The 23,396-nt window shown below is 73.5% G+C and carries 21 protein-coding genes and 2 pseudogenes; 14 read left to right on the top strand and 9 right to left on the bottom strand.

The genetic code is table 11. From position 1 onward, the window contains the following. A pseudogene (locus tag B0E53_RS14890) lies at window positions 1–357 on the top strand (alpha/beta hydrolase); the annotation flags it as partial. A 9-nt stretch (window positions 358–366) separates the two neighbouring features. On the opposite strand, the gene B0E53_RS14885 reads toward B0E53_RS14890, so the two are convergent. Together B0E53_RS14885 and B0E53_RS14880 are read right to left on the bottom strand one after the other, a co-directional pair. Continuing rightward, window positions 367–1,785 carry a trehalose-6-phosphate synthase gene (locus tag B0E53_RS14885; protein ID WP_107076614.1) on the bottom strand — a complete coding sequence of 473 codons (1,419 nt, stop codon included), beginning with the start codon at window positions 1,783–1,785 and terminating at the stop codon, window positions 367–369. A 174-nt stretch (window positions 1,786–1,959) separates the two neighbouring features. Next, a complete protein-coding gene (locus tag B0E53_RS14880) occupies window positions 1,960–2,814 on the bottom strand; it encodes a DUF308 domain-containing protein (protein ID WP_107076610.1) in 855 nt (284 codons plus the stop codon). A 205-nt stretch (window positions 2,815–3,019) separates the two neighbouring features. On the opposite strand from B0E53_RS14880, the gene B0E53_RS14875 reads away from it, so the two are divergent. Then, complete coding sequence (locus B0E53_RS14875; protein ID WP_107076609.1) at window positions 3,020–3,712, top strand: lysophospholipid acyltransferase family protein; 693 nt, start codon at window positions 3,020–3,022, stop codon at window positions 3,710–3,712. 2 nt (window positions 3,713–3,714) lie between these two features. Here B0E53_RS14875 and B0E53_RS14870 read toward each other — a convergent pair whose 3' ends face one another. Next, on the bottom strand, window positions 3,715–7,191 hold the full coding sequence (locus tag B0E53_RS14870; protein ID WP_107076608.1) for an adenylate/guanylate cyclase domain-containing protein: 3,477 nt from the start codon (window positions 7,189–7,191) through the stop codon (window positions 3,715–3,717). A gap of 139 nt (window positions 7,192–7,330) precedes the next feature. On the opposite strand from B0E53_RS14870, the gene B0E53_RS14865 reads away from it, so the two are divergent. Then, complete coding sequence (locus B0E53_RS14865; protein WP_107076607.1) at window positions 7,331–7,567, top strand: hypothetical protein; 237 nt, start codon at window positions 7,331–7,333, stop codon at window positions 7,565–7,567. A gap of 185 nt (window positions 7,568–7,752) precedes the next feature. On the opposite strand, the gene B0E53_RS14860 is transcribed toward B0E53_RS14865, so the two are convergent. Further along, window positions 7,753–8,445 carry a Crp/Fnr family transcriptional regulator gene (locus B0E53_RS14860; RefSeq protein WP_091268212.1) on the bottom strand — a complete coding sequence of 231 codons (693 nt, stop codon included), beginning with the start codon at window positions 8,443–8,445 and terminating at the stop codon, window positions 7,753–7,755. 246 nt (window positions 8,446–8,691) lie between these two features. Here B0E53_RS14860 and B0E53_RS14855 point away from each other — a divergent pair, with 246 nt between their 5' ends. The 5 genes from B0E53_RS14855 to B0E53_RS14835 all read left to right on the top strand — a co-directional run bounded on the left by B0E53_RS14855 (window position 8,692) and on the right by B0E53_RS14835 (window position 12,256). Next, window positions 8,692–9,189 carry a polyadenylate-specific 3'-exoribonuclease AS gene (locus B0E53_RS14855; protein ID WP_107076613.1) on the top strand — a complete coding sequence of 166 codons (498 nt, stop codon included), beginning with the start codon at window positions 8,692–8,694 and terminating at the stop codon, window positions 9,187–9,189. A 69-nt stretch (window positions 9,190–9,258) separates the two neighbouring features. Continuing rightward, complete coding sequence (locus B0E53_RS14850; RefSeq protein WP_107076606.1) at window positions 9,259–9,762, top strand: pyridoxamine 5'-phosphate oxidase family protein; 504 nt, start codon at window positions 9,259–9,261, stop codon at window positions 9,760–9,762. A gap of 178 nt (window positions 9,763–9,940) precedes the next feature. Next, window positions 9,941–10,969, top strand: coding sequence for a 6-phosphofructokinase (locus B0E53_RS14845; protein WP_107076612.1), 1,029 nt, complete (start codon window positions 9,941–9,943; stop codon window positions 10,967–10,969). A 73-nt stretch (window positions 10,970–11,042) separates the two neighbouring features. Further along, complete coding sequence (proC, locus tag B0E53_RS14840; RefSeq protein WP_107076605.1) at window positions 11,043–11,861, top strand: pyrroline-5-carboxylate reductase; 819 nt, start codon at window positions 11,043–11,045, stop codon at window positions 11,859–11,861. A gap of 44 nt (window positions 11,862–11,905) precedes the next feature. Then, the gene (locus B0E53_RS14835; RefSeq protein WP_107076604.1) at window positions 11,906–12,256 is read left to right on the top strand and encodes a DUF2203 domain-containing protein; all 351 of its coding nucleotides are present in this window, start codon (window positions 11,906–11,908) and stop codon (window positions 12,254–12,256) included. A 33-nt stretch (window positions 12,257–12,289) separates the two neighbouring features. Here B0E53_RS14835 and B0E53_RS14830 read toward each other — a convergent pair whose 3' ends face one another. Beyond that, entirely contained in the window at window positions 12,290–13,237 is a 948-nt protein-coding gene (locus B0E53_RS14830) for a threonine/serine dehydratase (RefSeq protein WP_107076603.1), read from the bottom strand. 177 nt (window positions 13,238–13,414) lie between these two features. Between B0E53_RS14830 and B0E53_RS14825 the strand changes: the two genes are divergently transcribed. Both B0E53_RS14825 and B0E53_RS14820 read left to right on the top strand, forming a co-directional pair. After that, a complete protein-coding gene (locus tag B0E53_RS14825; RefSeq protein WP_107076602.1) occupies window positions 13,415–14,221 on the top strand; it encodes an SGNH/GDSL hydrolase family protein in 807 nt (268 codons plus the stop codon). Between the two features lie 112 nt (window positions 14,222–14,333). Beyond that, window positions 14,334–14,753: a DUF4259 domain-containing protein gene (locus B0E53_RS14820; RefSeq protein ID WP_091320196.1), complete on the top strand. Its 420-nt coding sequence runs from the start codon at window positions 14,334–14,336 to the stop codon at window positions 14,751–14,753. A 15-nt stretch (window positions 14,754–14,768) separates the two neighbouring features. On the opposite strand, the gene B0E53_RS14815 is transcribed toward B0E53_RS14820, so the two are convergent. Then, window positions 14,769–15,257: a glutathione peroxidase gene (locus B0E53_RS14815; RefSeq protein WP_107076601.1), complete on the bottom strand. Its 489-nt coding sequence runs from the start codon at window positions 15,255–15,257 to the stop codon at window positions 14,769–14,771. A gap of 143 nt (window positions 15,258–15,400) precedes the next feature. Here B0E53_RS14815 and B0E53_RS14810 point away from each other — a divergent pair, with 143 nt between their 5' ends. Beyond that, the gene (locus B0E53_RS14810; RefSeq protein WP_107076600.1) at window positions 15,401–17,038 is read left to right on the top strand and encodes a glycosyl hydrolase family 18 protein; all 1,638 of its coding nucleotides are present in this window, start codon (window positions 15,401–15,403) and stop codon (window positions 17,036–17,038) included. A 69-nt stretch (window positions 17,039–17,107) separates the two neighbouring features. Here the strand turns inward: B0E53_RS14810 and B0E53_RS14805 are convergent, their stop codons facing one another. Continuing rightward, window positions 17,108–18,145, bottom strand: coding sequence for a helix-turn-helix domain-containing protein (locus tag B0E53_RS14805; RefSeq protein WP_168215319.1), 1,038 nt, complete (start codon window positions 18,143–18,145; stop codon window positions 17,108–17,110). A 179-nt stretch (window positions 18,146–18,324) separates the two neighbouring features. On the opposite strand from B0E53_RS14805, the gene B0E53_RS14800 reads away from it, so the two are divergent. The 3 genes and pseudogenes from B0E53_RS14800 to B0E53_RS14790 all read left to right on the top strand — a co-directional run bounded on the left by B0E53_RS14800 (window position 18,325) and on the right by B0E53_RS14790 (window position 21,477). After that, complete coding sequence (locus B0E53_RS14800; protein ID WP_107076598.1) at window positions 18,325–18,819, top strand: hypothetical protein; 495 nt, start codon at window positions 18,325–18,327, stop codon at window positions 18,817–18,819. Between the two features lie 114 nt (window positions 18,820–18,933). After that, window positions 18,934–20,340 (top strand): 3-deoxy-7-phosphoheptulonate synthase class II, encoded by a 1,407-nt coding sequence (locus B0E53_RS14795; protein ID WP_107076597.1) that lies wholly within the window; start codon window positions 18,934–18,936, stop codon window positions 20,338–20,340. A gap of 50 nt (window positions 20,341–20,390) precedes the next feature. Beyond that, window positions 20,391–21,477 (top strand): annotated as a pseudogene (locus tag B0E53_RS14790) (GntG family PLP-dependent aldolase). A gap of 120 nt (window positions 21,478–21,597) precedes the next feature. Here the strand turns inward: B0E53_RS14790 and B0E53_RS14785 are convergent. Both B0E53_RS14785 and B0E53_RS14780 read right to left on the bottom strand, forming a co-directional pair. Continuing rightward, entirely contained in the window at window positions 21,598–22,473 is an 876-nt protein-coding gene (locus B0E53_RS14785) for a deoxyribonuclease IV (protein WP_107076596.1), read from the bottom strand. Further along, a partial coding sequence (locus tag B0E53_RS14780; protein WP_146167672.1) for a Stk1 family PASTA domain-containing Ser/Thr kinase occupies window positions 22,470–23,396 on the bottom strand: 927 nt, incomplete at its 5' end. The genes B0E53_RS14780 and B0E53_RS14785, both read right to left, overlap by 4 nt.

Raw genomic sequence — 23,396 nt, 5'->3', positions numbered from 1 at the left:
TTCGGCGCCGGCCTGCGGCTGAACCGCCGGCAGCTGTTCAGCCGGGAACTGCCCGACGCCGAGGCCCGCCGGTACGTCTCCCGGCTGGGCCGGGCCGGCCGCCGGGCGCAGTGGCAGCTGCTCACCGGCCGGCAGCCGGAGCCGGCGGTGGGCCGTCCGCCGGTGCTGGTGCTGGGCAGCCCCGACGACCGGGTGGTGCCGGCGGCGGCGCTGACCGGGGCGGCCCGCCGCTACGCCTCGGCCCCGCTGCTCTTCCCCGGCATGGGCCACGACCTGATGCTCGACGCCTGCTGGCGGGAGCCGATCGACGCGATCCTCGACTGGCTGGAGAAGGACCCCACCCCCGCCCTCGGGTGAGCGCCGGCGTCAGCCGCTCGTCGTGCGCCGGCCGGGCAGGGAGGTGGTCTCCTCCAGCGCGCTCAGGTAGGACCCCGCCCAGGCGTGGATGTCGTTGCGGCCCAGGTGCTCCCGCATCGCCCGCATCCGGGCCGCCACGTCCTCGGGCGCGGCCCGCAGCGCGGCCAGCAGCGCCGCCTTGAGCCCGTCGAGGTCGTGCGGGTTGACCAGGTACGCCTGGGCCAGCTCGGCGGCCGCCCCGGCGAACTCGCTGAGCAGGAGCGCGCCGGTGCCGTCCACCCGGGCCGCCACGTACTCCTTGGCCACCAGGTTCATCCCGTCCCGCAGCGGGGTCACCGCCATCACGTCGGCGACCCGGTAGAGGGCGACCAGCTCGGCGGGGTCGAAGGGCTGGCTGAGGTAGTGGATCGCCGGCTCGCCGACCCGGCCGAACTCGCCGTTGATCCGGCCGACCTGGTGCTCCACCCGGTCGCGGAGGATCTGGTACTGGGCCACCCGGTCCCGGCTGGGCACCACCACCTGGACCAGCACGGTGTCGCGGACCTTGACGTCCCCGCTGGCCAGCAGCTCGTGGTAGGCCTTGAGCCGCTGCTCGATGCCCTTGGTGTAGTCCATCCGGTCGACGCTGAGGATGACGCGCTCCGGGTCGCCGAGGTCCTGCCGCAGCCGCCGGGCGCGGTCGGCGACGTCGGGCCGGGCGGCGAGCGTGGCCATCTCGGCGGTGTCGATGGAGACCGGGAAGGCGCCGATCCGGACCACCCGGTCGCCGACGCCGATCCGCCGGTCGGTGGCGGGCAGGTCGAGCACCTTCGTCACGAGCTGGGCGAAGTTGTGCGCGGCCTGGGCCCGCTGGAAGCCGATCAGGTCGGCCCCGAGCATCCCGCGCAGCAGCTCGGCCCGGCGGGGAAGCTGCATGAACAGCTCCGGCGGCGGGAACGGCACGTGCAGGAAGAAGCCGATCCGCAGGTCGGGGCGGAGGTCGCGGAGCAGCCCCGGCACGAGCTGGAGGTGGTAGTCCTGCACCCAGACCAGCCCGCCGGGCTCGGCCACCTCGGCGGCGGCCTCGGCGAACCGCTGGTTGACCCGCTGGTACGCCTCCCACCAGCGCCGGTGGTACTCGGGCTGTTCGACCGCGTCGTGGTAGAGCGGCCAGAGGGTGGCGTTGGCGAAGCCCTCGTAGTGGTCGCGGAAGTCCTCGCCGTTGAGCGGGACGGCGTGCATCCGGACCCCGTCCACGTCGGGCAGGTGCGGTGCCGGGCCGGTGCCGCCGGCCCAGCCCACCCAGGTCGCCGGGGTGTGCCGGAGCAGGGGGTGCAGGGCGTTCATCAGGCCGCCGGGGCTGCGGCGCCACTCGAAGGCGCCGTCCGGCGCCACACTGTCGTCGATGGGGAGGCGGTTGGCCACCAGCACAAGGGGGCTCTGTCGCATCTCGGGCATTCCGATCTGCAGGGGACCGACCACCGGAGGAGGGGCCCAACCCGGACAGCCGGTGCGGGATGTGACGTACAGCGGTATTCCTACTGACAGTAAGTTACACCCCTGTTACGTCGCCGCCCCGGGGCGAGCGGTGTCCCGCCATCCGGGCCGCGGGGGCGCGCCCGATCAGACGACCGCGCCGTCGTCCGGGTCGTGCTCGTCGGAGTCGCCGGGGCGCAGCCGCCAGATCAGCATCACGAAGCCGGCCAGGATGCCGGTGAAGCCGAACAGGGTCACCACCCGCGGGTCGACCGTCGACAGCAGGGTGGGGGAGAGGAAGAGCAGGAAGCCGAGCACGATGCAGAGCACGCCGACCACCGCGTACTTCGAGAAGCGCGGCAGTGGGGGCGGCGGTGGCGGGGTGTAATGCTCCTCGTCCCCGTCGCCGGGCAGGTCGGCGCCGAACGTGTCCAGGCCGTCCAGGAGCGAGGGCTCGTCCTGCCGCCCCCGGCTCAGCGAGATGCCGGAGACGTCCGCGGCGTAGGGCAGCCGCCGCACGTCGGTGGCGGTCGGGCCGGCGGTCTCCTCGGCGCGGCCCGGGGTGCCGCCGCCCGGGGTGGCCGGGTCGACCGGGTCCACCGGGTCGTCGACGTCCTCCGCGGCCGGCCAGGGGTGGCTCCCGGCGCTCGGCGCGGTGTGGAAACCGGCGACGATCTTCGCCCACTCGGCCTCGATGTCCGGCTCGTCGTCGCGGGCCGGCTCGCGGCCCCCCTCGTCGCTGAGCTGGGTGAGGTAGTCGCGGGCGGTGGTCAGGTGGGAGCGGTCGACGTAGAGCCGGTCGATCGGGCGGGACGGGACGGTGGTGGTGCGGGTCACCGGGTTGAGGTCGGCCGAGGGCTGGAGGTAGGCGGCGATCCCGCCGGCGGCGAGCACGTCGAGCAGGTGCTCCCCGACGCGCGGATCGACATCGCCCGCGACCGCGTACTCGGCCGCGTCGAGCCCGTTGTCCCGCCGTCCCCGGCGGGGCCCGCCCCCTGACACCGGACACCCCCTTCGCCGCACCGTCGTGCCCTGAATCCTGACACGCCGGGACCCGGTTCCGGGAGTGCGTTGTGGCGTGCCGCTCCCTGTTCGTACGCTCTTCCCCGACAGTCCCGCTCGCCGACGGCGCCCCGGGCACGGTCCCGGCGGCCCCCGCCGCACCCCGGCGACCGGCCCGTCACCGCTCCCGCCTGGAAGGACCCCGGTGCTGTACTGGCTGCTGAAGTACATCATGCTCGGCCCGCTGCTGAGGTTGATCTTCCGCCCGCAGGTCGAGGGGCTGGAGAACGTCCCGGAGGCCGGCCCGGTGATCCTGGCCAGCAACCACCTCTCCTTCTCGGACTCGATCTTCACCCCGTTGATCGTCAAGCGAAAAGTAACATTCATCGCGAAAGCCGAATATTTCACCGGTAAGGGTCTCAAGGGCTGGCTGACCAAGATGTTCTTCGTCGGCTCCGGCACCATCCCGGTCGACCGCTCCGGCGGCCGGGCCGCCCGCGCCGCCCTGGACACCCAGCTCAGGGTGCTGCGGTCCGGCGGCATCGCGGGCATCTACCCGGAGGGCACCCGCTCGCCGGACGGCCGGCTCTACCGGGGCAAGACCGGCGTGGCCCGGCTCGCCCTGGAAAGCGGTGCCCCGGTGGTGCCGATGGCCATGCTCAACTCCGACGCGATCCAGCCCACCGGGCAGATCGTCCCCAACCTCGGCCGGGTGCGGATCCGCTTCGGCGCCCCGCTCGACTTCTCCCGCTACGCCGGGATGTCCGGCGACCGGTTCGTCGAGCGCGCCGTCACCGACGAGATCATGTACGAGCTGATGGAACTGTCCGGCCGCGAGTACGTGGACATGTACGCCCAGAAGGCGAAGGCCCAGCCCCGGGAGGCCGTTCCCGCCTGACGTCAGCCGGCCCCGGCGATCCGGAGCAGGCCGGCGGCGGCGTGCCGTTCGGCGAAGGCGCGTACCCGGGCGAGCGTCTCCGCCGCGGCCGCCGGATCCGCCTCGGCCAGCGGCCCCACCGCGAGGGCGGACGCGATGACGTGGTCGGTGACGTCGGTCATCTCGGCGTAGCTCGCCGCCGCCGCGCTGAACAGGCTGGCCGCCCGCTGGACGTCGCCGTCCCGCCGCGCCAGCGCCGCGTCGGCGGACCGGCCCGCCGCCCGCGCCCAGCGCGTCGTCCGCGGGGCGCGGGCCAGCAGGTCGCGGACCAGGAGCGCCGCCTCACCACCGAGCACCCCCGCCACGTGCCCGACCGCCGGCACCCACTCCGCGAACGGGATCATGCGGGTCCGCCGCCAGTCGGTCTCGAGTTCGGCGAGCAGCGCCAGCGCCTCGTCCCGCCGGCCCTGCACCGCCCGGCACAACGCGGCGTGCGCCACGGTGGACCGCAACACCCGGTGGAAGCCGCTGCGCCGGGCCGCGATCAGCGCCTGGTCCACCAGGTCGGCGCCGTCGCCCTCCGTACCGCCGTCGGGCGGCGCGTCGCCGAGCGCGCGGATCCAGCCGGAGACCGCCACGATGTGCAGGTCCCACTCGTCGGTCGGGCGTCGGGTCGACCCGTCGGCCATCCGCACCGCCGCCGTCCAGTCCCCGCTGTAGTACGACCGGCTCCACTGGTCGGCGAAGCTGACCGTCAGGCCGTGCTCGCCGGCCAGGTCCAGCGAGCGCTGCTCGTCGACCAGGCGGGCCGAGCCGGTCAGGTCGCCCTCCTCCTGCAACGCCCAGGCCAGGTTGTGCACCGCGCGCCGCCGGCTGGTCAGCCGCTCCACCCGGCACTCCTCGGTCACCTCGGCGAGCTCGGCGTACGCCTCCTCGACGCCGGCCTGGTAGCGCGCCACGGCCAGGGTGATCCGGGCGTTCGCCCGCGCCTCCCGCAGCTCCAGCCGCTCGGCCAGTTCGGCGGCGGCCCGGGCGGCGGCGCACGCGGGCTCGGCCTCCGCGTCGAGCATGTGCGTCCGGGCCAGCTCCAGCAGCGCGCCGACCTTGTCCTCGCTGTCCGGCAGCCCGGCGTGCAGCCGGATCGCCCGGTCCAGGCAGCGCAGCGTCTCCGACCGGTCCGCCCGGGCCCAGGCCGCGGTGGCCAGCAGCCGCCACGCCTTCGCCGCGCCCGGCAGGTCGCCCGCCCCCGCCAGCCGGTCGGCCAGCGAGGTGAGGGACTCCGTGCCCCCGCCCACCAGGAACCCGTCGCGGTCCCGGTAGAACGCCAGCTCCGCCTGGAACAGGTCCAGGGAGGGGTCCGGTCCGCAGTCCACCGCCAGCGCGCGGCCGACCAGCGTGGCCGCGGTGTCCAGCGCGTGCAGCGCGTACGCCCGGCGCGCGGCCCGGTGCAGCGCGTTCCGGGTGGCCCGGGCGTACGGGGAGGGGTCGAGGCCGACCGTGCGGGCGATCTCGTGCGCCGCCCACCGGTGGTTGGCCAGCACCTCGGCCAGGTCGTGCTGGCGGCCGTCGGCGAGCTGCTCCAGCCAGTCGGCGGTGCGCTGGTGCCGGGTGACCCGTTCCGCCCGGGGCAGCCGCTGGTAGCAGACGTCCCGGACCAGGATGTGCCGGAACCGGTACTCGGGCTGGCCCGGCATGGTCGAGGCGGGCAGCTCGTAGACGAGGTCGCGGCGCTGGAGGCGGTGCAGCGCCCGCTCCACCCACTCCGCCGGCCGGCCCAGGGCCAGGGCCACCGGCGCCGCCCAGAACTGCACGCCCACCACGGAGGCCGCCTGGAGCACCGCCCGGTCGGCCGGGTCGAGCAGGTCCAGCCGGTTGGCGATGACCGCCTGGACGGTTCGGGGCATCCCCGTCCCACCGCCCGGGTCCAGCGGCGGGAGGGCCGTCCGCCGGTCGACGAGCCCGCCGTCGAGCAGCATCCGCGCGTACTCCTGGGCGTACAGCGGATTGCCGTCGGCGAACTCGATCAGCGGCCCGCGGGCCTTCGCCGGCAGGGTGGTGTGGCCGAGCAGCAGCGAGTAGAGGGTGTCGATGTCACCGTCGTGCATGGGCGGCACCGAGATGGACATGGCGCCGCTGATCGTTCCAGTCCACGCCGGGTGCCGCTCGCGGAGCTCCGGGCGGGCGGTCGCGATCACCAGCAGTGGCACGTTGCGGGCGGCCGCGCCGAGCTGCTCGACGAAGGAGAGCATGGTCTCGTCCGCCCAGTGCATGTCCTCGAAGACGAGCACCGTGGGACCGGTCGCGGCCAGCGTGAGCAGGAACCGCCGCCAGGCCGCCTCGGTCTCGGCGGAGGTGAGCCGCTCGCCGGGCACGCCGACCAGGGGGCCCAACGCCTCGGCCAGCCGCACCGCGTGTGGGTCGGCCAGCCGGCCCAGCCGGTCCCGCAGGCGCTCGCGCATGGCGGCCGGGTCGTCGGAGTCGGGCAGCCCGAGCCAGCTCCGGACGATGTCGGCCAGGGCGGCGTAGGTGACGTTCTCGCCGAACGGCGGGCAGTGGCCGATCAGCCAGGTGACCCGCGCTCCGGGCAGGTTCGCCGCGTGGCGCGCCAGCTCGCGCAGCAGCCGGCTCTTGCCCACCCCCGCCGGGCCGAAGACGGTCAGCAGCTGGGAGGTGCGTTCGGTGACGGTGCGGTGCAGCGCGCTGACCAGCAGGCCCCGCTCGTGGTCCCGGTCGACCATCGGGGTCAGCTCGGCGGTGTGTCCGTCGCGGCGGGGCCGGGCGCGGACGGCCAGCCAGATCCGGCTCACCGCCGACCGCCCCCGCAGCGTGACGGGTGGCTGGTCGGTGTACTCCATCTCGTGCCGGGTGGCCGCCCAGGTGCTCTCGTCGACCACCACGCCGCCGGCGGGGGCGAGCCCCTGCAACCGGGAGGCGGTGTTGACCACATCGCCGGTGACGAACGCCTGGCCACCGTCGCGGGCGGCGGCGAGGTCGACCAGGGCCTCACCGGTGGCGATGCCGACCCGGAAGTCGAGCGGCGGGTGCGGGCCGGCCGGCTGCCGGGCCAGGCTCCGTTGCAGCTCCAGCCCCGCCCGCACGCAGCGCAGCGCGTCGTTGTCCGTGGCCACCGGCGCCCCGAACAGCGCCATCACCGCGTCGCCGATGTACTTCTCCACCACACCGCCGTACTGGTGCACCAGCCGGCGCACGGTGGCGAAGTACGCCTGCTGGAGCCCGCGGGCCTGTTCCGGGTCGGCCCGTTCGGCGTACGTGGTGAAGTCCACGATGTCGATGAAGAGCACGCTGACCTGCCGGCGGTCCTCCTGCACCGCGACGGCGTGGTCGCGCAACGGCTGCCCGCAGTTGGTGCAGAAGTTCGCCTCGGCGTTGTTGGCGTGACCGCAGCCCGGACAGGTCGCCGCGAGGGGCCGGCCGCAACCGCCGCAGAAGCGGTCGTCCGGGCCGGCGGTCCGGGAGCAGTGTCCACAGGTGAGGTCGATGTCCAGCTCCGTACGCGTGAGGTCCCCATCGTCCCGCGCGGCCGGGCAGTCGGGTACCCGACGGGTCGGCGGGACGTCAAGGCCGATCGGCCGGGTCTAGTCTTCCGTACCAGGAAGTTCCGTCGACAGGGAGAGTGCCGTGCACGTCCGACTGTCCGCCTCCTGGACCGATCCACGAGGGATGGTGTGGGCCTCGGGCGACACGGTCGACGTCGACGCCGTCACCCTCGCCGAACTGGAGGAAAAAGGCATGGTAGAGCAGCCCGTGGGCGCTGAATCGACTAAGACCACGACGACCACCACGACCAAGGGAACCGACCCGCAGAAGATCGGTCCCGGCCCGAGCTCGCCGCCGGCCGACACCTCGGAAAAGTGACCGGACGGTGGGGCCGGCGGTAGTCCCGCCGGCTCCACCGACCCTCCACGCTGCTCAGGCGACCGCCGCGACGGCGGGCCGGCGCCGAGGGCGCGGGAGAGCAGTGGTACGACCAGCGTGACGGCCGCGAGCAGGGAGCCGGGCCGGACGCGGGTTACGCGCGGCCCGGCGGTCAGGTCATCCGGTCAGCGGTCGTTCATGCCGGCGCGGCGGCGCAGCGCGGCCACGTCCGTGACCACGATCCGGCGCCCCTCGGTGCGCAGCCAGCCCCGGCTGGCGAAGGAGCCGATGGCCTGGTTGACGCTCTGCCGCGAGCCGCCGGCCATCTCGGCGAGCTGACTCTGGTTGAGCTCGATGGTGATCATCGGGGCCTGGCTCTCGCCGGCCAGCCGGACCAGCGTCTTGGCCACCCGCCCGGGCAGGTCGAGGAAGACGTGGTCGGCGTTCTGCTCGGTGAGCCGGCGGATCAGCTGGCCGAGGGAGCGCATCACCGCGTCGAGGATGCGCGGGTTGGAGTGCACCAGCTCCATGAAGGCCGGCCGGGACAGCGCCAGCGCCGCGCAGTCCTCGATCGCCTCGGCCGACGCCGACCGGGTCGAGGCGTCCAGCAGGGAGACCTCGCCCAGCACGTCCGGCGGTCGGATGACCGACAGCACGGCGCGCTCGCCGGTGGGGGCCGTGCGGAAGACCGCCACCGCGCCCCGGCGCAGCACGATCAGCGACTCGCCGGGGTCGTTCTCGACGAAGAGCAGCTGTCCCTTGCGGTAGGTGCGCGGCACGGCCGCGGCGATGACCCGCTGCCGCACCTCCGGCTCCAGCCCGGCGAACATCTCCACGCCCGTGAGCGCGTCACCCGGCTCCGGCAGGCGCATCTCCACGGCCCAACCCCTCCCCGGTCAAGGACCACAACTCGCACACCGGGTGAACCTGTCAACCCCCGGCACGAGGCATCTCAACCGGTTCGGCGTCCGGTAGCGGTACACATCAGATCATGACGCTCCGGTCGCGTGCTGTACACCCCTGGAGACACTTCCGTGACCGTCGCGAGCTGGGACGGCGGGCCGCCGACCTCGGCGGACGCCCCGGCGACCGGCGGCCCGCGGCGGTGGGCGAGGATGGTGGCGATGGCCTACCGCTACTTCTACGACTGTGAGTTCATCGAGGACGGCCGGATCGTCGACCTGGTGTCGATCGGCGTCGTCGATGAGTACGGCCGCGAGTTCTACGCGGTCTCCACCGAGTTCGACGACTCCCGGGCGGTGCCCTGGGTGCGCCGCAACGTGCTGGACAAGCTCCCCTCGCCGGCCGACCGGGCCTGGCGCTCCCGGGAGCGGATCCGCGACGACCTCTACGAGTTCCTCATGGCACCGGTCCGGGACCGGCCCGGCGAGCAGTTGGAGCTCTGGGCCTGGTACGCGGCGTACGACCACGTGGTGCTGGCCCAGCTCTGGGGGGCGATGCCGGCGCTGCCCCGGGAGATCCCGCGGTTCACCAAGGAACTGCGCCAGCTCTGGGACGACCGGGGCCGGCCGCGGCTGCCGGAGGCCGAGGCGGGCCGGCACGACGCGCTGGTCGACGCCCGGCACAACCTGGCCCGCTGGCGGGCCATGACCACTCGGTGAGCTGTCGGCAGGTTTGACCGGTTCTGTCCCGGGCACGGTTCGCATCGAGTCGATCCGAGGGAGGGCCGCATGAACAAGCAGCCGACCGACGTCGAGGAGGGTCGCCGCCGGGTCACCGAGCTGATCCGGGACGCGCGCGTCTGCCTGCTGACCACCACCGCCGTCGACGGGCGGCTGGTCAGCCGCCCGATGGGGCTCCAGGAGGCGGAGTTCGACGGCGACCTCTGGTTCTTCGCGTCCGCGGGCTCCGCCAAGGTCCGCCAGATCCGGGTGAACCCGCAGGTCAACGTCGGTTTCGCCGACCAGCGGCACCACGCCTGGGTGTCGGTGGCCGGCACCGCCGCCGAGGAGTGGGACCGGACCCGGGCCGAGCGGCTGTGGCACCCGCTGCTGAAGACCTGGTTCCCGGACGGGCTGGACAGTCCGGGCCTCACGCTGATCAAGGTGCACGCCGGCTCGGCCGAGTACTGGGACGCGCCGGGCAGCACGGTGGTGAACCTGCTCGGCTTCGCCCGGGCGGCGGTCACCGGGCAGCCGTCGAGGGCGGGGGAGAACCGCGAGGTCAGCTACTGACCGGTAGCCGGTCCGGGGGTCGGAACGGGCCGGGGCGCGGTGTCGGCGGGCACCCACGCCGACTACAGTGCGCACTGACGGCCCGCCCCGGGCCGGCAACGGCGCCGATGGTCTGATCTGACACATATCCTGGGGCTTATCCGGGCTTCACCTGATGTTCCAGGAGGATGAGCAGATCATGCGTATCGGCGTGCTCACCGGTGGCGGCGACTGCCCTGGTCTCAATGCGGTGATTCGGGCGGTGGTCCGCAAGGGCGTCGCCACCTACGGTCACGAGTTCGTGGGCTTCCGGGACGGTTGGAAGGGCCCGCTGGAGGGCCTGTCCAAGCCGCTGGGCATCGCGGATGTCCGCGGCATCCTGCCGCGCGGCGGCACCATCCTCGGCTCGTCCCGGACCAACCCGTTCAAGATCGACGGCGGCGTGGAGCGGATCAAGGACAACCTCGCCGCCCAGGGCGTCGACGCGCTGATCGCGATCGGCGGCGAGGACACCCTCGGTGTCGCCACCAAGCTGCACGAGCTGGGCGTCCACGTCATCGGCGTGCCGAAGACCATCGACAACGACCTCGGCGCCACCGACTACACCTTCGGCTTCGACACCGCCGTGAACATCGCCATGGAGGCGATCGACCGGCTGCACACCACCGCGGAGAGCCACCACCGCACCCTGGTCGTCGAGGTGATGGGCCGGCACGCCGGCTGGATCGCCCTGCACGCCGGTCTCGCCGGCGGCGCGAACGTGATCCTGCTGCCGGAGCGGCAGTTCGACGTCGAGCAGGTCGCCGGCTACGTCGAGAAGCGCTTCCAGCACCAGTACGCCCCGATCGTCGTGGTCGCCGAGGGCGCCCAGCCGCTGGACGGCCAGATGGTGCTGCACAACCAGGAGCTCGACGCGTTCGGCCACGTCCGCCTCGGCGGCATCGGCCAGTGGCTGGCCGAGCAGCTGGAGGCGAAGACCGGCAAGGAGGCCCGCACCGTGGTGCTCGGCCACATCCAGCGCGGCGGCACCCCGACCGCGTTCGACCGGGTGCTCGCCACCCGGCTCGGCCTGCACGCGATCGACGCGGCGAACGAGGGCGACTGGGGCAAGATGGTCGCGATGCAGAGCACGGACATCGTCCGCGTCCCGCTGGCCGAGGCCACCCGGGAGCTGAAGACCGTGCCGCTGGAGCGGTACGCCGAGGCCGAGGTCTTCTTCGGCAGCTGACCGACGGCGGGCGGCGCGGCGGGTCCTCCGACGGGCCCGCCGCGTCGCACCGCAACCGAGAGGGGTACGGCTCATGGCACCCGAGGTGCACACGGTCGCGGTGATCGGCGCGGGCAAGATCGGCGAGCTGATGCTCTCCGGGCTGCTCCGCTCCGGCTGGCCGGTCGAGCGGCTGCTCGCCACCGCCCGGCGACCCGCCCGCGCCGAGGAACTGACCGCCCGGTACGGCGTCCGGGTCGTGGACAACCTCACCGCGGTGGACGAGGCCGAGGTGCTCGCCGTCTCGGTCAAGCCGCAGGACGCGGCCGCGCTGCTGGACGAGATCGGGCCCAAGGTGCCCGCCGACAAGCTGGTCATCTCGCTCTGCGCCGGCCTGCCCACCGCCTTCTTCAACCGCCGGCTGCCCGAGGGCACCCCGGTGGTGCGGGTGATGACCAACACCCCGGCGCTCGTCGACGAGGCGATGAGCGCGATCTCGCCCGGCGCGCACGCCACCGGCGCGCACCTGGCGCTGGCCGAGGAGATGTTCAAACCGCTCGGCGCCACCCTCCGGGTGCCCGAGTCCCAGCAGGACGCGGTGACCGCCCTCTCCGGCTCCGGCCCGGCCTACTTCTACCTGCTGGTCGAGGCCATGATCGACGCGGGCATCCTGCTCGGCCTGCCCCGCCAGGTGGCGCACGAGCTGATCGTGCAGACCGCCATCGGCTCGGCGGTGATGCTGCGCGACTCCGGCGAGCACCCGGTGAAGCTCCGCGAGGCGGTCACCTCGCCGGCCGGCACCACCATCTCCGCCATTCGCGAGCTGGAGAACCACGGCGTCCGCGCGGCCATGCTGGCGGCCCTCGAAGCCGCCCGCGACCGGGCCCGCGAGCTGGCCGCCCAGGCCGACTGAGCCCGCCCGCCCGGCTTCGAGGGAAGGTGCCCCATACTGGCGCGGTGTTCACTCTCGCCCAGGCGCGACACCTGGTGGCCACCCTGCGGCCGCGCGTCGAGGAGCTGATCCGGCTCCGCGCCGACCTTGCCGAACTCCGGATCGACCTGGCCGACCACGGGGTCAGCGCGCTCGGCGGGCTGGCCGAGGTGAAGGCCCTGGAGGCCCGGCTGCACGCCGTGGTGGAGGAGTTCCACCAGCACGGCATCCAGGTCAAGGGGATCGCCCCGGTGCTGCTCGACTTCCCCGGCGAGCGCGACGGCCGGGCGGTGCTCTGGTGCTGGCTGGAGGGGGACGAGGACGTCCGCTGGTACCACCGGGTGGAGTGCGGCTTCGCCGGCCGCCGGCCGGTCTGAACCGCGAGAGCCGGCCGGCGCCCGGTGTGAGCGTCAGCCGAGGGTGGCCAGCACGGCCGGCGCGACGTTGCCGCCGCTGAGCACCAGGACGGTCCGCTCGCCGGGCGCCACCTCGACCAGCCCCGCCCGCAGCGCCGCCAGGGTGACCGCGGCGGCCGGCTCGACCAGCAGCTTCGTGGCCTCCACCAGCTCGGCCCAGGCGGGCAGGATGTCCGCCTCCGGCACCTCCACGACCGCGTCGACCAGCGCCCGGACGTGCGCCAGGGTGTGCCGCCCGGCGAACGGGGCGGCCAGGCCGTCGGCGACGGAGGCCGGGCGGACCGGCGGCGTCGGGTTGCCGGTCCGCAGCGCGTACGACATGGCGTTGGCCCCGTCCGGCTCCACCCCGACGATCCGGGTCGTCGGTGACCCCGCGCGGATGGCCGCGGCGATCCCGCTGATCAGCCCGCCGCCGCCCACCGGTACGAGCACGAGATCGGGGCGCGGGCCGTCGGCCAGGATCTCCCGTCCCACGGTGGCCTGACCGGCGATCACGTCCGGGTCGTCGAAGGGCGCGAGCAGGTGGAAGCCGCGCTCGGCCGCAACGGCCCGGGCGGTGGCCAGCAGGTCGTCGGTGAGCACCGCCTCGGCGCCGAGCCGGCGGACCGTGGCCAGCTTGCCGGGCACCGCGTGCGGCGGCATGCAGACCACGGCGGGCAGCCCGGACGCGCGGGCGACGTGGGCCACCGCGATCGCGTGGTTGCCGGCGGAGAAGGCCACCAGCCCGGCCGGCGTGCCGGCGCGCTCGGCGTGGGCGAGCAGCGCGTTCGTCGCGCCGCGGACCTTGAAGCTGCCGGTGTGCTGGAGGTTCTCGGCCTTCACCGCCACCCGCAGGCCCAGCTCGGCGCCCAGGACCGGCGCGTCCAGCAGCGGGGTGCGGACGACCCGGCCGTCGAGCCGCTTCTCGGCCGCCGTGATGTCGTCCCCGGTGATCAGGCCCACCCGGCGAGCCTAGCCCATCCACCGCTGGCGGAAACCTTCATGAACGGATACGGCGCCGGCAACGATTTGTAGCAATAAGGGTCTATCGGCGACCGGCGCAAATCGTTGATCTTCCGCGTGCCTCCGATCTATTGATATCTATCTCCCACCACCACTTCCCACCCCCAGGAGTGCGACGTGCGGAGATCCCGTCTTGCCACCCTCGCCCTGACTCTGGCCGCCTCGCTCGGTGTCACGCTGACGCTGGGCGCCGCCCCCGCCCAGGCGGCCGCGACCGACCGCTACGTCGCTCTCGGCGACTCGTACGCCTCCGGCGTCGGCGCCGACAGCTACACCTCCGAGAGCGGGTCCTGCCTGCGCAGCACCAACGCCTACCCGGCGCTCTACAACACCAACATCAGGCCGGCCTCGTACCGCTCGGTCGCCTGCTCCGGCGCGACCACCACGGACGTCATCAACAACCAGCTCTCCGCGCTCTCCTCGACCACCACGCTGGTCAGCGTCACGATCGGCGGCAACGACGTCGGTTTCTCCAGCATCATGAGCACCTGCGTGCTCCAGGGCGAGACCCAGTGCGTGGCCGCGGTCCAGGCCGCCGAGGACAAGGCCCGCACCCAGCTGCCCGGCAAGCTGGCCAACGTCTACAACGGCATCAGGAGCCGGGCCCCCTCGGCCCGGGTCGTGGTGGTCGGCTACCCGGTCTTCTACCAGCTGGGCACGGTCTGCGTCGGGCTCAGCGCCACCTCGCGAGCCAAGATCAATGAGGGGATCAACCTGGTCGACGACATCACCCGCACGGCCGCCACCTCGGCCGGCTTCACGTTCGCCGACGTCCGGTCGATCTTCGTCGGCCACCAGCTGTGCAGCTACGGCGAGAAGTGGCTGCACGCGTTGAACTACCTGAACCTCACCGTCTCGTACCACCCGACGGCCGCGGGGCAGTCCGGCGGCTACTACCCGGTCTTCCGCTCCGCCGCGGGCTGATCCGACACGGTAGCGTCCGGGACGGGCCACGGCCTGTCCCGGACACCGTCGTTGTCGGACCCCGCCGTTAGCCTGCGGTCCGGTCGAAGTGGATCGGGGAGCGGAGGACCGGATGGGGACCTGGGCGGCGGGGCCGTTCGACAACGACACGGCGGCGGACTGGTCCGGCGACCTCGACGACGCCGCGCCCGAGGAGCGCCCGGCCCTCGTGGAGCGCGCACTGCGGACGGTCCTCGACGAGCCGGACCATCTCGACTCGGACCTCGGTGTCGAGGCGGTGGCCGCGGCCGCGGTGGTCGTCGCCCACCTGCCCGGCGCGTTCCCCGTCGACTCGCCCTACGCGCCGGACTTCCTGACCGCCGGCGCCCGGCTCGACCTGCCCGAGCGGCTGCGACCGCTGGCCGTGCGAGCACTGGACCGGGTGGTCGCCGACGACTCCGAGCTGGCCGAGCTGTGGGCCGAGGCGGGGGAGCCGAACGAGTTCCTGGCCGAGGTGGCCCGGCTCCGGGCCGCCCTCACCGCGCCCGTCTGAGCGCCTCGACGTCCCTCAGGCCGGCAGCACCTTCTCGACGGTGGCGCGCAGCTCGGGGGAGTCCGGGGTCACCGTCGGGGCGAACCGGGCGGCCACCGTGCCGTCCGGCGCGACGAGGAACTTCTCGAAGTTCCACCGCACGTCGCCGCTGTGCCCCTCGGCGTCCGGGGTGGACACCAGCTCGGCGTAGAGCGGGTGCCGGTGCGGCCCGTTGACGTCGACCTTCTCGGTCAGCGGGAAGGTCACGCCGTAGTTGACCTGGCAGAAATCCTCGATCTCCGCGGCCGTGCCGGGCTCCTGGCCGGCGAACTGGTTGCACGGCACGCCGAGCACGGTCAGGCCCCGGTCCGCGTACTCGTCGGCGAGGGCCTGGAGGCCGGCGTACTGCGGGGTGAGGCCGCACCGGGAGGCGACGTTGACCACCAGCAGGGCGCGGCCGCGGTAGCGCGCGAGGTCGGCCGGGCCGCCGGCGAGAGCGTCGATCTGCACGTCGAAAACGGTCATGGGACGAGGCTACGGGGTTGCCCGCCCCGTCCGGCGGCGGACCCGACGAATCGATGCATCTACATCTTGACGAAGTGGTGACGCGTGAGTAACGTCTCAGCATCCAATCTGGAAAGTTTCCTAACTGTTTGGGGAGACGCCGTATGAAGAGATCGCTCCGCCGGGCCCTCTGGGCCACCGGCGCCGTGGTCGCGCTCGCGGTCGCGGCAGTGCCGATGACGACCGCCTCCGCCGCGGGCAGCGTCACCGCCACGTTCACCAAGGTGCAGGACTGGGGGACCGGTCACGAGGCGAAGGTGACCATCACCAACGGCACCAGCGCCAGCGTCGACACCTGGCGCATCGAGTTCGACCTGCCCGCGGGCACCACCATCAGCAGCTTCTGGGACGCCGACGTCACCAGCAGCGGCAACCACTACGTGGCGGTCAAGAAGAGCTGGGCCGGCCCGCTCGCCGCGGGCGCCAGCTTCAGCTGGGGCTACAACGGCACCGGGGCGTACAAGGCGCCGCTGAACTGCACGGTCAACGGCGCGTCCTGCTCCGGGGGCACTCCTCCGACGACCACCCCGCCGACCACGACGCCGCCGACCACCACTCCGCCCACCACGACCCCGCCGACGACCACCCCGCCGACCACGCCTCCGCCCACCACGAACCCGCCGAGCGGGGGCAAGAAGGTGGTCGGCTACTTCACCGAGTGGGGCGTCTACGGCCGCAACTACCACGTGAAGAACGTGCACACCAGCGGGTCGGCCGCCAAGCTCACCCATCTGCTGTACGCCTTCGGCAACACCACCGGCGGGCGGTGCAGCATCGGTGACAGCTACGCCGACTACGACAAGGCGTACACCGCGGCGGACAGCGTCGACGGCGTGGCCGACACCTGGGACCAGCCGCTGCGGGGCAACTTCAACCAGCTCCGCAAGCTGAAGAAGATGTACCCGAACCTGAAGGTGATCTGGTCCTTCGGTGGCTGGACCTGGTCGGCCGGCTTCACCCAGGCCGCGCAGAACCCGGCCGCGTTCGCCGACTCCTGCTACTCGCTGATCAAGGACCCGCGCTGGGCGGACGTCTTCGACGGCATCGACATCGACTGGGAGTACCCGAACGCCTGCGGCCTCCAGTGCGACACCAGCGGCCCGAACGCCTTCAAGAACGTGATCAGCGCGCTGCGGAGCAAGTTCGGCTCCAGCTTCCTGGTCACCGCGGCGATCACCGCCGACGGCAGCACCGGCGGCAAGATCGACGCGACCGACTACGCTGGCGCGGCGCCGAACCTCAACTGGCTGATGCCGATGACGTACGACTACTTCGGCGCCTGGGCGGCCCAGGGCCCGACCGCCCCGCACTCGCCGCTCACCTCGTACACCGGCATCCCGCAGCAGGGCTTCTGGTCCGACGCGGCGATCCAGAAGCTCAAGTCCAAGGGCGTGCCGTCGGACAAGCTGCTGCTCGGTATCGGCTTCTACGGCCGGGGTTGGACCGGCGTGACCCAGACCGCCCCCGGCGGCACCGCCACCGGCCCGGCGCCCGGCACCTACGAGCAGGGCATCGAGGACTACAAGGTGCTCAAGAACACCTGCCCGGCCACCGGCACGATCGCCGGCACCGCCTACGCCAAGTGCGGCAGCAACTGGTGGAGCTACGACACCCCGGCGACCATCGGCGGCAAGATGACCTACGCGAAGAACCAGGGCCTCGGTGGCGCGTTCTTCTGGGAGCTCTCCGGTGACACCAGCAACGGTGAGCTGATCGGCGCCATCAAGGGCGGTCTCGGCTGAGCCGAGGGCCGACGCACCACCCACCCGGCGGGGAGGGGCCGCACCGGCCCCTCCCCGCACGGTGTGTGTTCAGGTACGGATGCTGCGGGCCCGGTGCTCCCGGGGCGAGAGCCCGTACGCGGCACGGAACGCCCGGCTGAAGTGCGCCCGGTCGCGGAAGCCCCAGCGGGCCGCCACCTGGTGGACGGCGAGGTGCCGCAGCCGCGGGTCGGCCAGGTCCCGGAAGCAGCGCTCCAGCCGGGCCGTGCGGATCAGGGCCCCCACGCTCGTGCCGGCCTCCTCGAAGAGCCGGTGCAGCGCGCGTAGGGAGAGATGGTGCGCCTCCGCCACGGTGGCCGGAGTGAGCCCGGGGTCGGCCAGGTGCTGCCGGATCCACGCCTCCACCCGGGCCCGCAGGCCGGTGATCCGCACCTCCACCGGGAGTTCCCGCTCCGCCTCCAACTGCCGGGCCAGGGTGCCGGCGATCAGGTCCAGGGCGATCCGGTCGAGCCGCGGCGCGTCCGACGCGGCGTACTGCTCGGGATGGGCCACCAGCTGGCGCAGGAAGGCGGCCAACAGGGCGCCCATCCCGGTGCCGGCGGGGATGTCCGCGGCGAGCAGCGCCGCCGCCCGCTGCGGGGGCAGCGGCAGCGCCCGGTGCGGCACCAGCACGGTCAGCGTCTCCAGCCGGTCGGCGGCCCGGTCCGGCACGTGCCGGGAGCCGTGCGGGCGGACGGTGTCGATGAAGGCGAAACCGGACGGGTCGAGCCGGCGGGACCGCCGCTGCTGCGACACCACGCCGTGGCCGTTCAGCGGCAGGGCGAGCTGGTAGAGCTCGGGGTCCGAGCTGTGGATCAACCGTGGGGTACGGGCCAGCTCCAGCGACGGGTACCGCCAGGCGCCGAGCCGGACCACGCCCAGGTCGACGGCCCGGGCCGAGGCGGCGAAGTCGCCCGCGTGCGCGGTGCGGATCCGGGCGGCCACCGACTCGCGGGCCACGACGTCCTGCCAGAAGTCGAACCGCTCAGCCGGGGGCAGCCAGGCGGTGTCAACCGATGCCACGGCGAGGATGACCGTCACCTCCTTCGGGGGTACGCCATTGTCGGCGCCGGGCGGCCCGGCGTCCATCCCGTGACAGCCGGACGCCGGTCCGCGTGCCACTCTGGCCGGCCGGGGCGATCCGGGCGAGGATGGGCAGGTCGTCGAGGGGCCGGTGGCGGCGGCCGCCGGGCGTGCACACGGCGGCGTCGATGTGACAGACTCGCCGCTCGGCATGTCCCGATGTCCGCGCTGATGGAAGGGGATCGATGGGTCTGACGCACCCGAGGGCGGTGGCCGGCGCGGCCCTGCTCGCGCTCCTGCCGGTCGCGCTGGCCGGCTGCGGCCTCGGCGGCGGGGACGACGCCCCGGGCAGCCCGGCCAGCCAGTCCCAGCGGGCACCGGCCGAGGAGGCGGCGGCCAAGAGCCGGGAACGCGTCCAGGCGTACCTGGACGCGATGGCGGCCAAGGACGCCGACGCCGGGCGCAGCCAGCTCTGCGCGCCCATGCAGGCCGCCTTCGACGCCGCCGCCACCGGCCCGAACGGCGACTTCGCCGATCACTTCACGGTCCCGCAGGCCACCATCACCGACGTCCGGTCCGGCCCGCACGGCGAGGAGGTGAGCACGTCGATCACGGTGGCCGTCGGGACCCGCAAGGCCACCCGGTCGCTGCTGTTCACGGTCACCCGCACCGGCGCCGACTGGTGCATCGCCGGCGAGGCGCCGGGCGGCAACTCCCCGGAGCCGGGGATCACGCCCTGAGGCCGCACCCGCGCCGACCTGCGGCGGTTCCGGAGTGTGTCGGTGATCTCCCAACTACCGGAACCGTCCCCCTCGGCGGCGGGCCGCCCCGGCGGTCGCCGTACGCTTTCCCCCATGCGCCATGAGTGGCATCAGCTGAGTCACCCCGCGGTGGGCAGCCCGGGGCTCCAGACCAGTCGTCCGACCGTCGACTCCGCCGAGGACGCGGCCCTCGGCCTGGACCGCTGGCGGGAGCTCCCGCGCGCGCAGACCCCGCCCTGGCCCGCCCAGGAGCAGGTCGCCGAGGTCTGCAAGGTCCTGGACACGGTGCCGTCCGTGGTCGCCCCCTACGAGGTCGACCAGCTCCGGCAGCGGCTGGCCCTGGTCTGCGAGGGCAAGGCGTTCCTGCTCCAGGGCGGCGACTGCGCGGAGACCTTCGCCGACAACACCGAGAGCCACCTGCTGGCCAACGCCCGCACCCTGCTCCAGATGGCGATCGTGCTGACGTACGGCGCGTCGCTGCCGGTGGTCAAGGTGGCCCGGGTCGCCGGGCAGTACACCAAGCCCCGCTCACTGCCGACCGACGCGCGCGGCCTGCCGGCCTACCGCGGCGACATGATCAACTCGCTGGAGGCCACGCCGGAGGCGCGGGTCGCCGACCCGCAGCGCATGATCCGGGCGTACGCCAACTCGGCCGCCGCCATGAACATGCTCCGGGCGTACCTGGCCGGTGGGCTGGCCGACCTGCACGCGGTGCACGACTGGAACAAGGGCTTCGTCAAGCAGTCGCCGGCCGGCGAGCGCTACGAGGCCATCGCCCGCGAGATCGACCGGGCGCTGGCGTTCATCCGGGCCTGCGGGATGACCGACGACGAGGCGCTGCGCACGGTCACCCTCTACTGCTCCCACGAGGCGTTGGCGCTGGAGTACGACCGGGCCCTCACCCGGATCTCCGGCAGCCGGGCGTACGGCCTGTCCGGGCACTTCCTCTGGATCGGTGAGCGGACCCGGCAGCTCGACGGCGCGCACATCGACTTCATCTCCCGCATCGCCAACCCGATCGGGGTCAAGCTCGGCCCGACCACCACGCCGGACGAGGCCATCGAGCTCTGCGAGAAGCTCAACCCGGACAACGTCCCCGGGCGGCTCACGCTCATCAGCCGGATGGGCAACCACCGGGTCCGGGACGCCCTGCCCCCGATCGTCGCCAAGGTCACCGCCGCCGGCGCCAAGGTCGTCTGGCAGTGCGACCCGATGCACGGCAACACCCACGAGTCCTCGAACGGCTACAAGACCCGGCACTTCGACCGGATCGTCGACGAGGTGCTCGGCTACTTCGAGGTGCACCGCGGTCTGGAGACCCACCCGGGCGGCCTGCACGTCGAGCTGACCGGCGAGGACGTCACCGAGTGCCTCGGCGGCGCCCAGGGCATCGAGGACCTCGACCTGCCCGACCGGTACGAAACCGCCTGCGACCCGCGACTGAACACCCAGCAGTCGCTGGAGCTGGCCTTCCTCGTTGCGGAGATGCTCCGTGGCTGACGCGAGGAGTGAGCTTGCGAGCCCCGCAGTCGGCGGCCGAAAGGATCACCGTGGCTGACGCGAGGAGTGAGCTTGCGAGCCCCGCAGTCGGCGGCCGAAAGGATCACCGTGGCTGACTTCATCGACCTTCGTTCGGACACCGTGACCCGGCCCACCGCCGGGATGCGGGAGGCGATGGCCACCGCCGAGGTGGGCGACGACGTCTACGCCGAGGACCCCACGGTCACCGCGCTGGAGGCCGAGGTCGCCGCGCTCTTCGGGCACGAGGCGGCGCTGTTCGCCCCGACCGGCTCGATGGCCAACCAGATCGCCCTCCAGCTCGTCGTCCCGCCCGGCGACGAGCTGCTCTGCGACGCCGACGCGCACGTGGTCACGTACGAGATCGGCGCGGCGGCCGCGTACGGCGGGATCTCCTCGCGGACCTGGCCGGCGGTGGGCGCGGAGATCGACCCCGAGGTGGTGGCCGGGATGGTCCGCCCGGACGGCTACTTCGCGGTGCCGACCCGGGCCATCGCCGTCGAGCAGACCCACAACCGGGGCGGCGGCGGGGTGATCCCGCTGGCGACCCTGCGTGAGCTGCGCCGGGTCGCCGACGACCACCGGCTCGCCCTGCACTGCGACGGCGCCCGGATCTGGCACGCGCACGTTGCCGACGGGGTGCCGCTGGCCGAGTACGGGGCGCTGTTCGACACCCTCTCGGTCTGCCTCTCCAAGGGCCTCGGCGCCCCGGTCGGCTCGCTGGTGGTCGGCAGCGCCGAGAAGATCGCCCGGGCGCGGTTCGTCCGCAAGCGGATGGGCGGCGGCATGCGGCAGGTCGGCATCCTGGCCGCCGCGGGCCGGTACGCGCTGGCCCACCACGTCGAGCGGCTCGCCGAGGACCACGCCAAGGCCGCCCGGCTGGCCGAAGCGGTCGCCCCGTACGGGGTGCTCGCGACCGTGGTGCGGACCAACATCGTCCCGCTCGACCTGGCCAAGCACCCGCTCGACGCGCCCGCCCTGGCGGCCGCCGCCCGGGAGCGGGGCCTGCTGCTCTCGGTGCTCGGCCCGCGCACGGCCCGCCTGGTCACCCACCTGGACGTGTCGAACGACCAGATCGACCGGGCCGCCGAAACCCTGACCACCCTCCTCCGCGCCTGACCCGCCGTCCCGCCCCCTCGCCTCGTTGATCAAGAGGTTCGCGTCGCCCGCGATGCGGATCCCGACGCACACTTCTTGATCAACGCCGGGGCACCTCGGCGCGGGCCTATGGGGGGTCGCTCAGGGGTGGAGGCGTTTGAGCGTGGCGATGTCGGCGGCGTGGCCGACATGCTTCTCGGTGGGGGTCTCCACCAGGACCGGGACGCCCGCGGTGGCGGGGTGGCGCATCAGCTCGGCGAACGCGGGCTCGCCGATGCTGCCCTTGCCGATGCTCTCGTGCCGGTCCCGGGTGGAGCCGCACAGGTCCTTCGAGTCGTTCGCGTGCACCAGCTTCAACCGGTCGGCGCCGACCGCGGCGACCAGCGCGTCCAGCGTGGCGGTCATCCCGCCCTCGATGGCCAGGTCGTGCCCGGCCGCCCAGGCGTGGCAGGTGTCGAAGCAGACGCCCATCATCGGGTGCCGGTCCACCGCGTCCAGGTAGGGGCCCAGGTGCTCGACCCGGGAGGCCAGCGACCGGCCACCCCCGGCGCTCGGCTCGACCAGCAGCATCGGCCCGCTGGTGGCCGCGGTCTCGTCGAGCAGCGGGAGCAGGGCCGCGCGGACCTGCCGCATGGCCGCCTCGGCGTGGCCCGCGTCGACGGCGCTGCCGGCGTGGAACACCACGGCCTCGGCGCCGATGGCCCGGCCCCGGCGCAGCGCGTGCGCCAGGGTCTCCGCCGACCGCTCGACCGTGGCCGGGGTGGGGGAGCCGAGGTTGACCAGCAGCGAGGCGTGGATGAAGACCGGCAGGCCGCGCTCGCCGCAGCCGTCCCGGAACAGCACGTCCTGCTTCGGGTCGCCCGCCGGCAGCGCCCAGCCCCGGGAGTTGGAGACGTAGACCTGCACCGCCTCGGAGGCGGCCGCGTCGGCGTAGGGCAGCGCCGCCTTGGCCAGGCCGCCGGAGGTGGGGGTGTGCGAGCCGACCCGCCGCCGCCCGGTCCCGCTCTGCTCGTTCACAGGCAGGTCACCGTGACCGGGGTGCCCGGCGGCACCGGAGTGTTCTCGCCCGGGTTCTGGAAGCGGGCCACCCCGTTCGGGTTGAGCTGGATGTTGACCGGGAAGCCCTGGCTCTCCAGCACCTGCTTGGCCTGCTGGCAGGGCAGGTCGACGACGCGGGGGACGGGCACCAGGGCCGGGCCCTTGCTGACCTCCAGCTTGACCTGGGTGCCCTTCTCCACGCCGGTGCCGTCCGCCGGGCTCTGGCCGAGGATCTCGTCCTTCGGCTTGTCGGAGTCCTTGTAGGTCTCCACCGGGGTCAGCCCGAGCTGGCCGAGGATGCCGCGGGCGTCGGTGAGGCTCTTGCCCACCAGGTTCGGCACGGTCACCGGGGCGCGGCCCTTGCTCAGGATCACCGTCACCTTCGTGCCCGGTTTGACCACCGTGCCCACCTTCGGGTCGGTGGCCAGCACCACCCCGGCCGGCAGCGCGTCGTCGTAGCGGGAGCTGCCCTTGACCGGCGCCAGCTTGGCGTCGGCCAGCTCGGCCCGGGCCAGCTCGAAGTCCTTGCCCACCACGTCCGGCACCGGCAGCCGCTCCGGACCGAGCGACAGGGTCAGGGTGATCGTGCCGCCCTTGACGATCCGGGTGGCGGAGACCGGAGCCTGGCCCAGCACCGTGTCCTTGGGGACCTTCTCGTCGTAACGGGGCTCGGCGTAGCGCAGGATGAAGCCGCCCCGGTTGGCCTGCGCCTCCGCGTCGGCCTTGGTCAGGCTCACCAGCTGCGGGGCGACCGTGTAGCGGCCCACCCCGAACCACCAGCCGCCCACGGCGGCCACCAGGCCGAGCACCACGGCCGCCGCGGCGACCGCCAGCCGGCCGCGCGGCGAGCCCATCACCCGGGTACGCAGCCCGGCGAGCCGGGCGCCCAGGCCCTCGTCCTC

Origin of the sequence: Micromonospora sp. MH33, assembly GCF_003013775.1 — a bacterium.
GTDB classification, from domain to species: Bacteria; Actinomycetota; Actinomycetes; order Mycobacteriales; family Micromonosporaceae; genus Micromonospora; species Micromonospora fulviviridis.
This window is presented reverse-complemented; position numbering and strand designations above follow the sequence as displayed.

Excerpts from the sequence above, each read along its gene's own strand:
- B0E53_RS14850 (WP_107076606.1), top strand. The coding sequence starts at position 9,259 with ATGAACAAGCAGCCGACCGACGTCGAGGAGGGTCGCCGCCGGGTCACC.
- B0E53_RS14820 (WP_091320196.1), top strand. The coding sequence starts at position 14,334 with ATGGGGACCTGGGCGGCGGGGCCGTTCGACAACGACACGGCGGCGGAC.
- B0E53_RS14855 (WP_107076613.1), top strand. The coding sequence starts at position 8,692 with ATGGCCTACCGCTACTTCTACGACTGTGAGTTCATCGAGGACGGCCGG.
- B0E53_RS14795 (WP_107076597.1), top strand. The coding sequence starts at position 18,934 with ATGCGCCATGAGTGGCATCAGCTGAGTCACCCCGCGGTGGGCAGCCCG.
- B0E53_RS14800 (WP_107076598.1), top strand. The coding sequence starts at position 18,325 with ATGGGTCTGACGCACCCGAGGGCGGTGGCCGGCGCGGCCCTGCTCGCG.
- B0E53_RS14805 (WP_168215319.1), bottom strand. The coding sequence starts at position 18,145 with ATGGACGCCGGGCCGCCCGGCGCCGACAATGGCGTACCCCCGAAGGAG.
- proC (WP_107076605.1), top strand. The coding sequence starts at position 11,043 with ATGGCACCCGAGGTGCACACGGTCGCGGTGATCGGCGCGGGCAAGATC.
- B0E53_RS14845 (WP_107076612.1), top strand. The coding sequence starts at position 9,941 with ATGCGTATCGGCGTGCTCACCGGTGGCGGCGACTGCCCTGGTCTCAAT.
- B0E53_RS14815 (WP_107076601.1), bottom strand. The coding sequence starts at position 15,257 with ATGACCGTTTTCGACGTGCAGATCGACGCTCTCGCCGGCGGCCCGGCC.
- B0E53_RS14810 (WP_107076600.1), top strand. The coding sequence starts at position 15,401 with ATGAAGAGATCGCTCCGCCGGGCCCTCTGGGCCACCGGCGCCGTGGTC.
- B0E53_RS14885 (WP_107076614.1), bottom strand. The coding sequence starts at position 1,785 with ATGCGACAGAGCCCCCTTGTGCTGGTGGCCAACCGCCTCCCCATCGAC.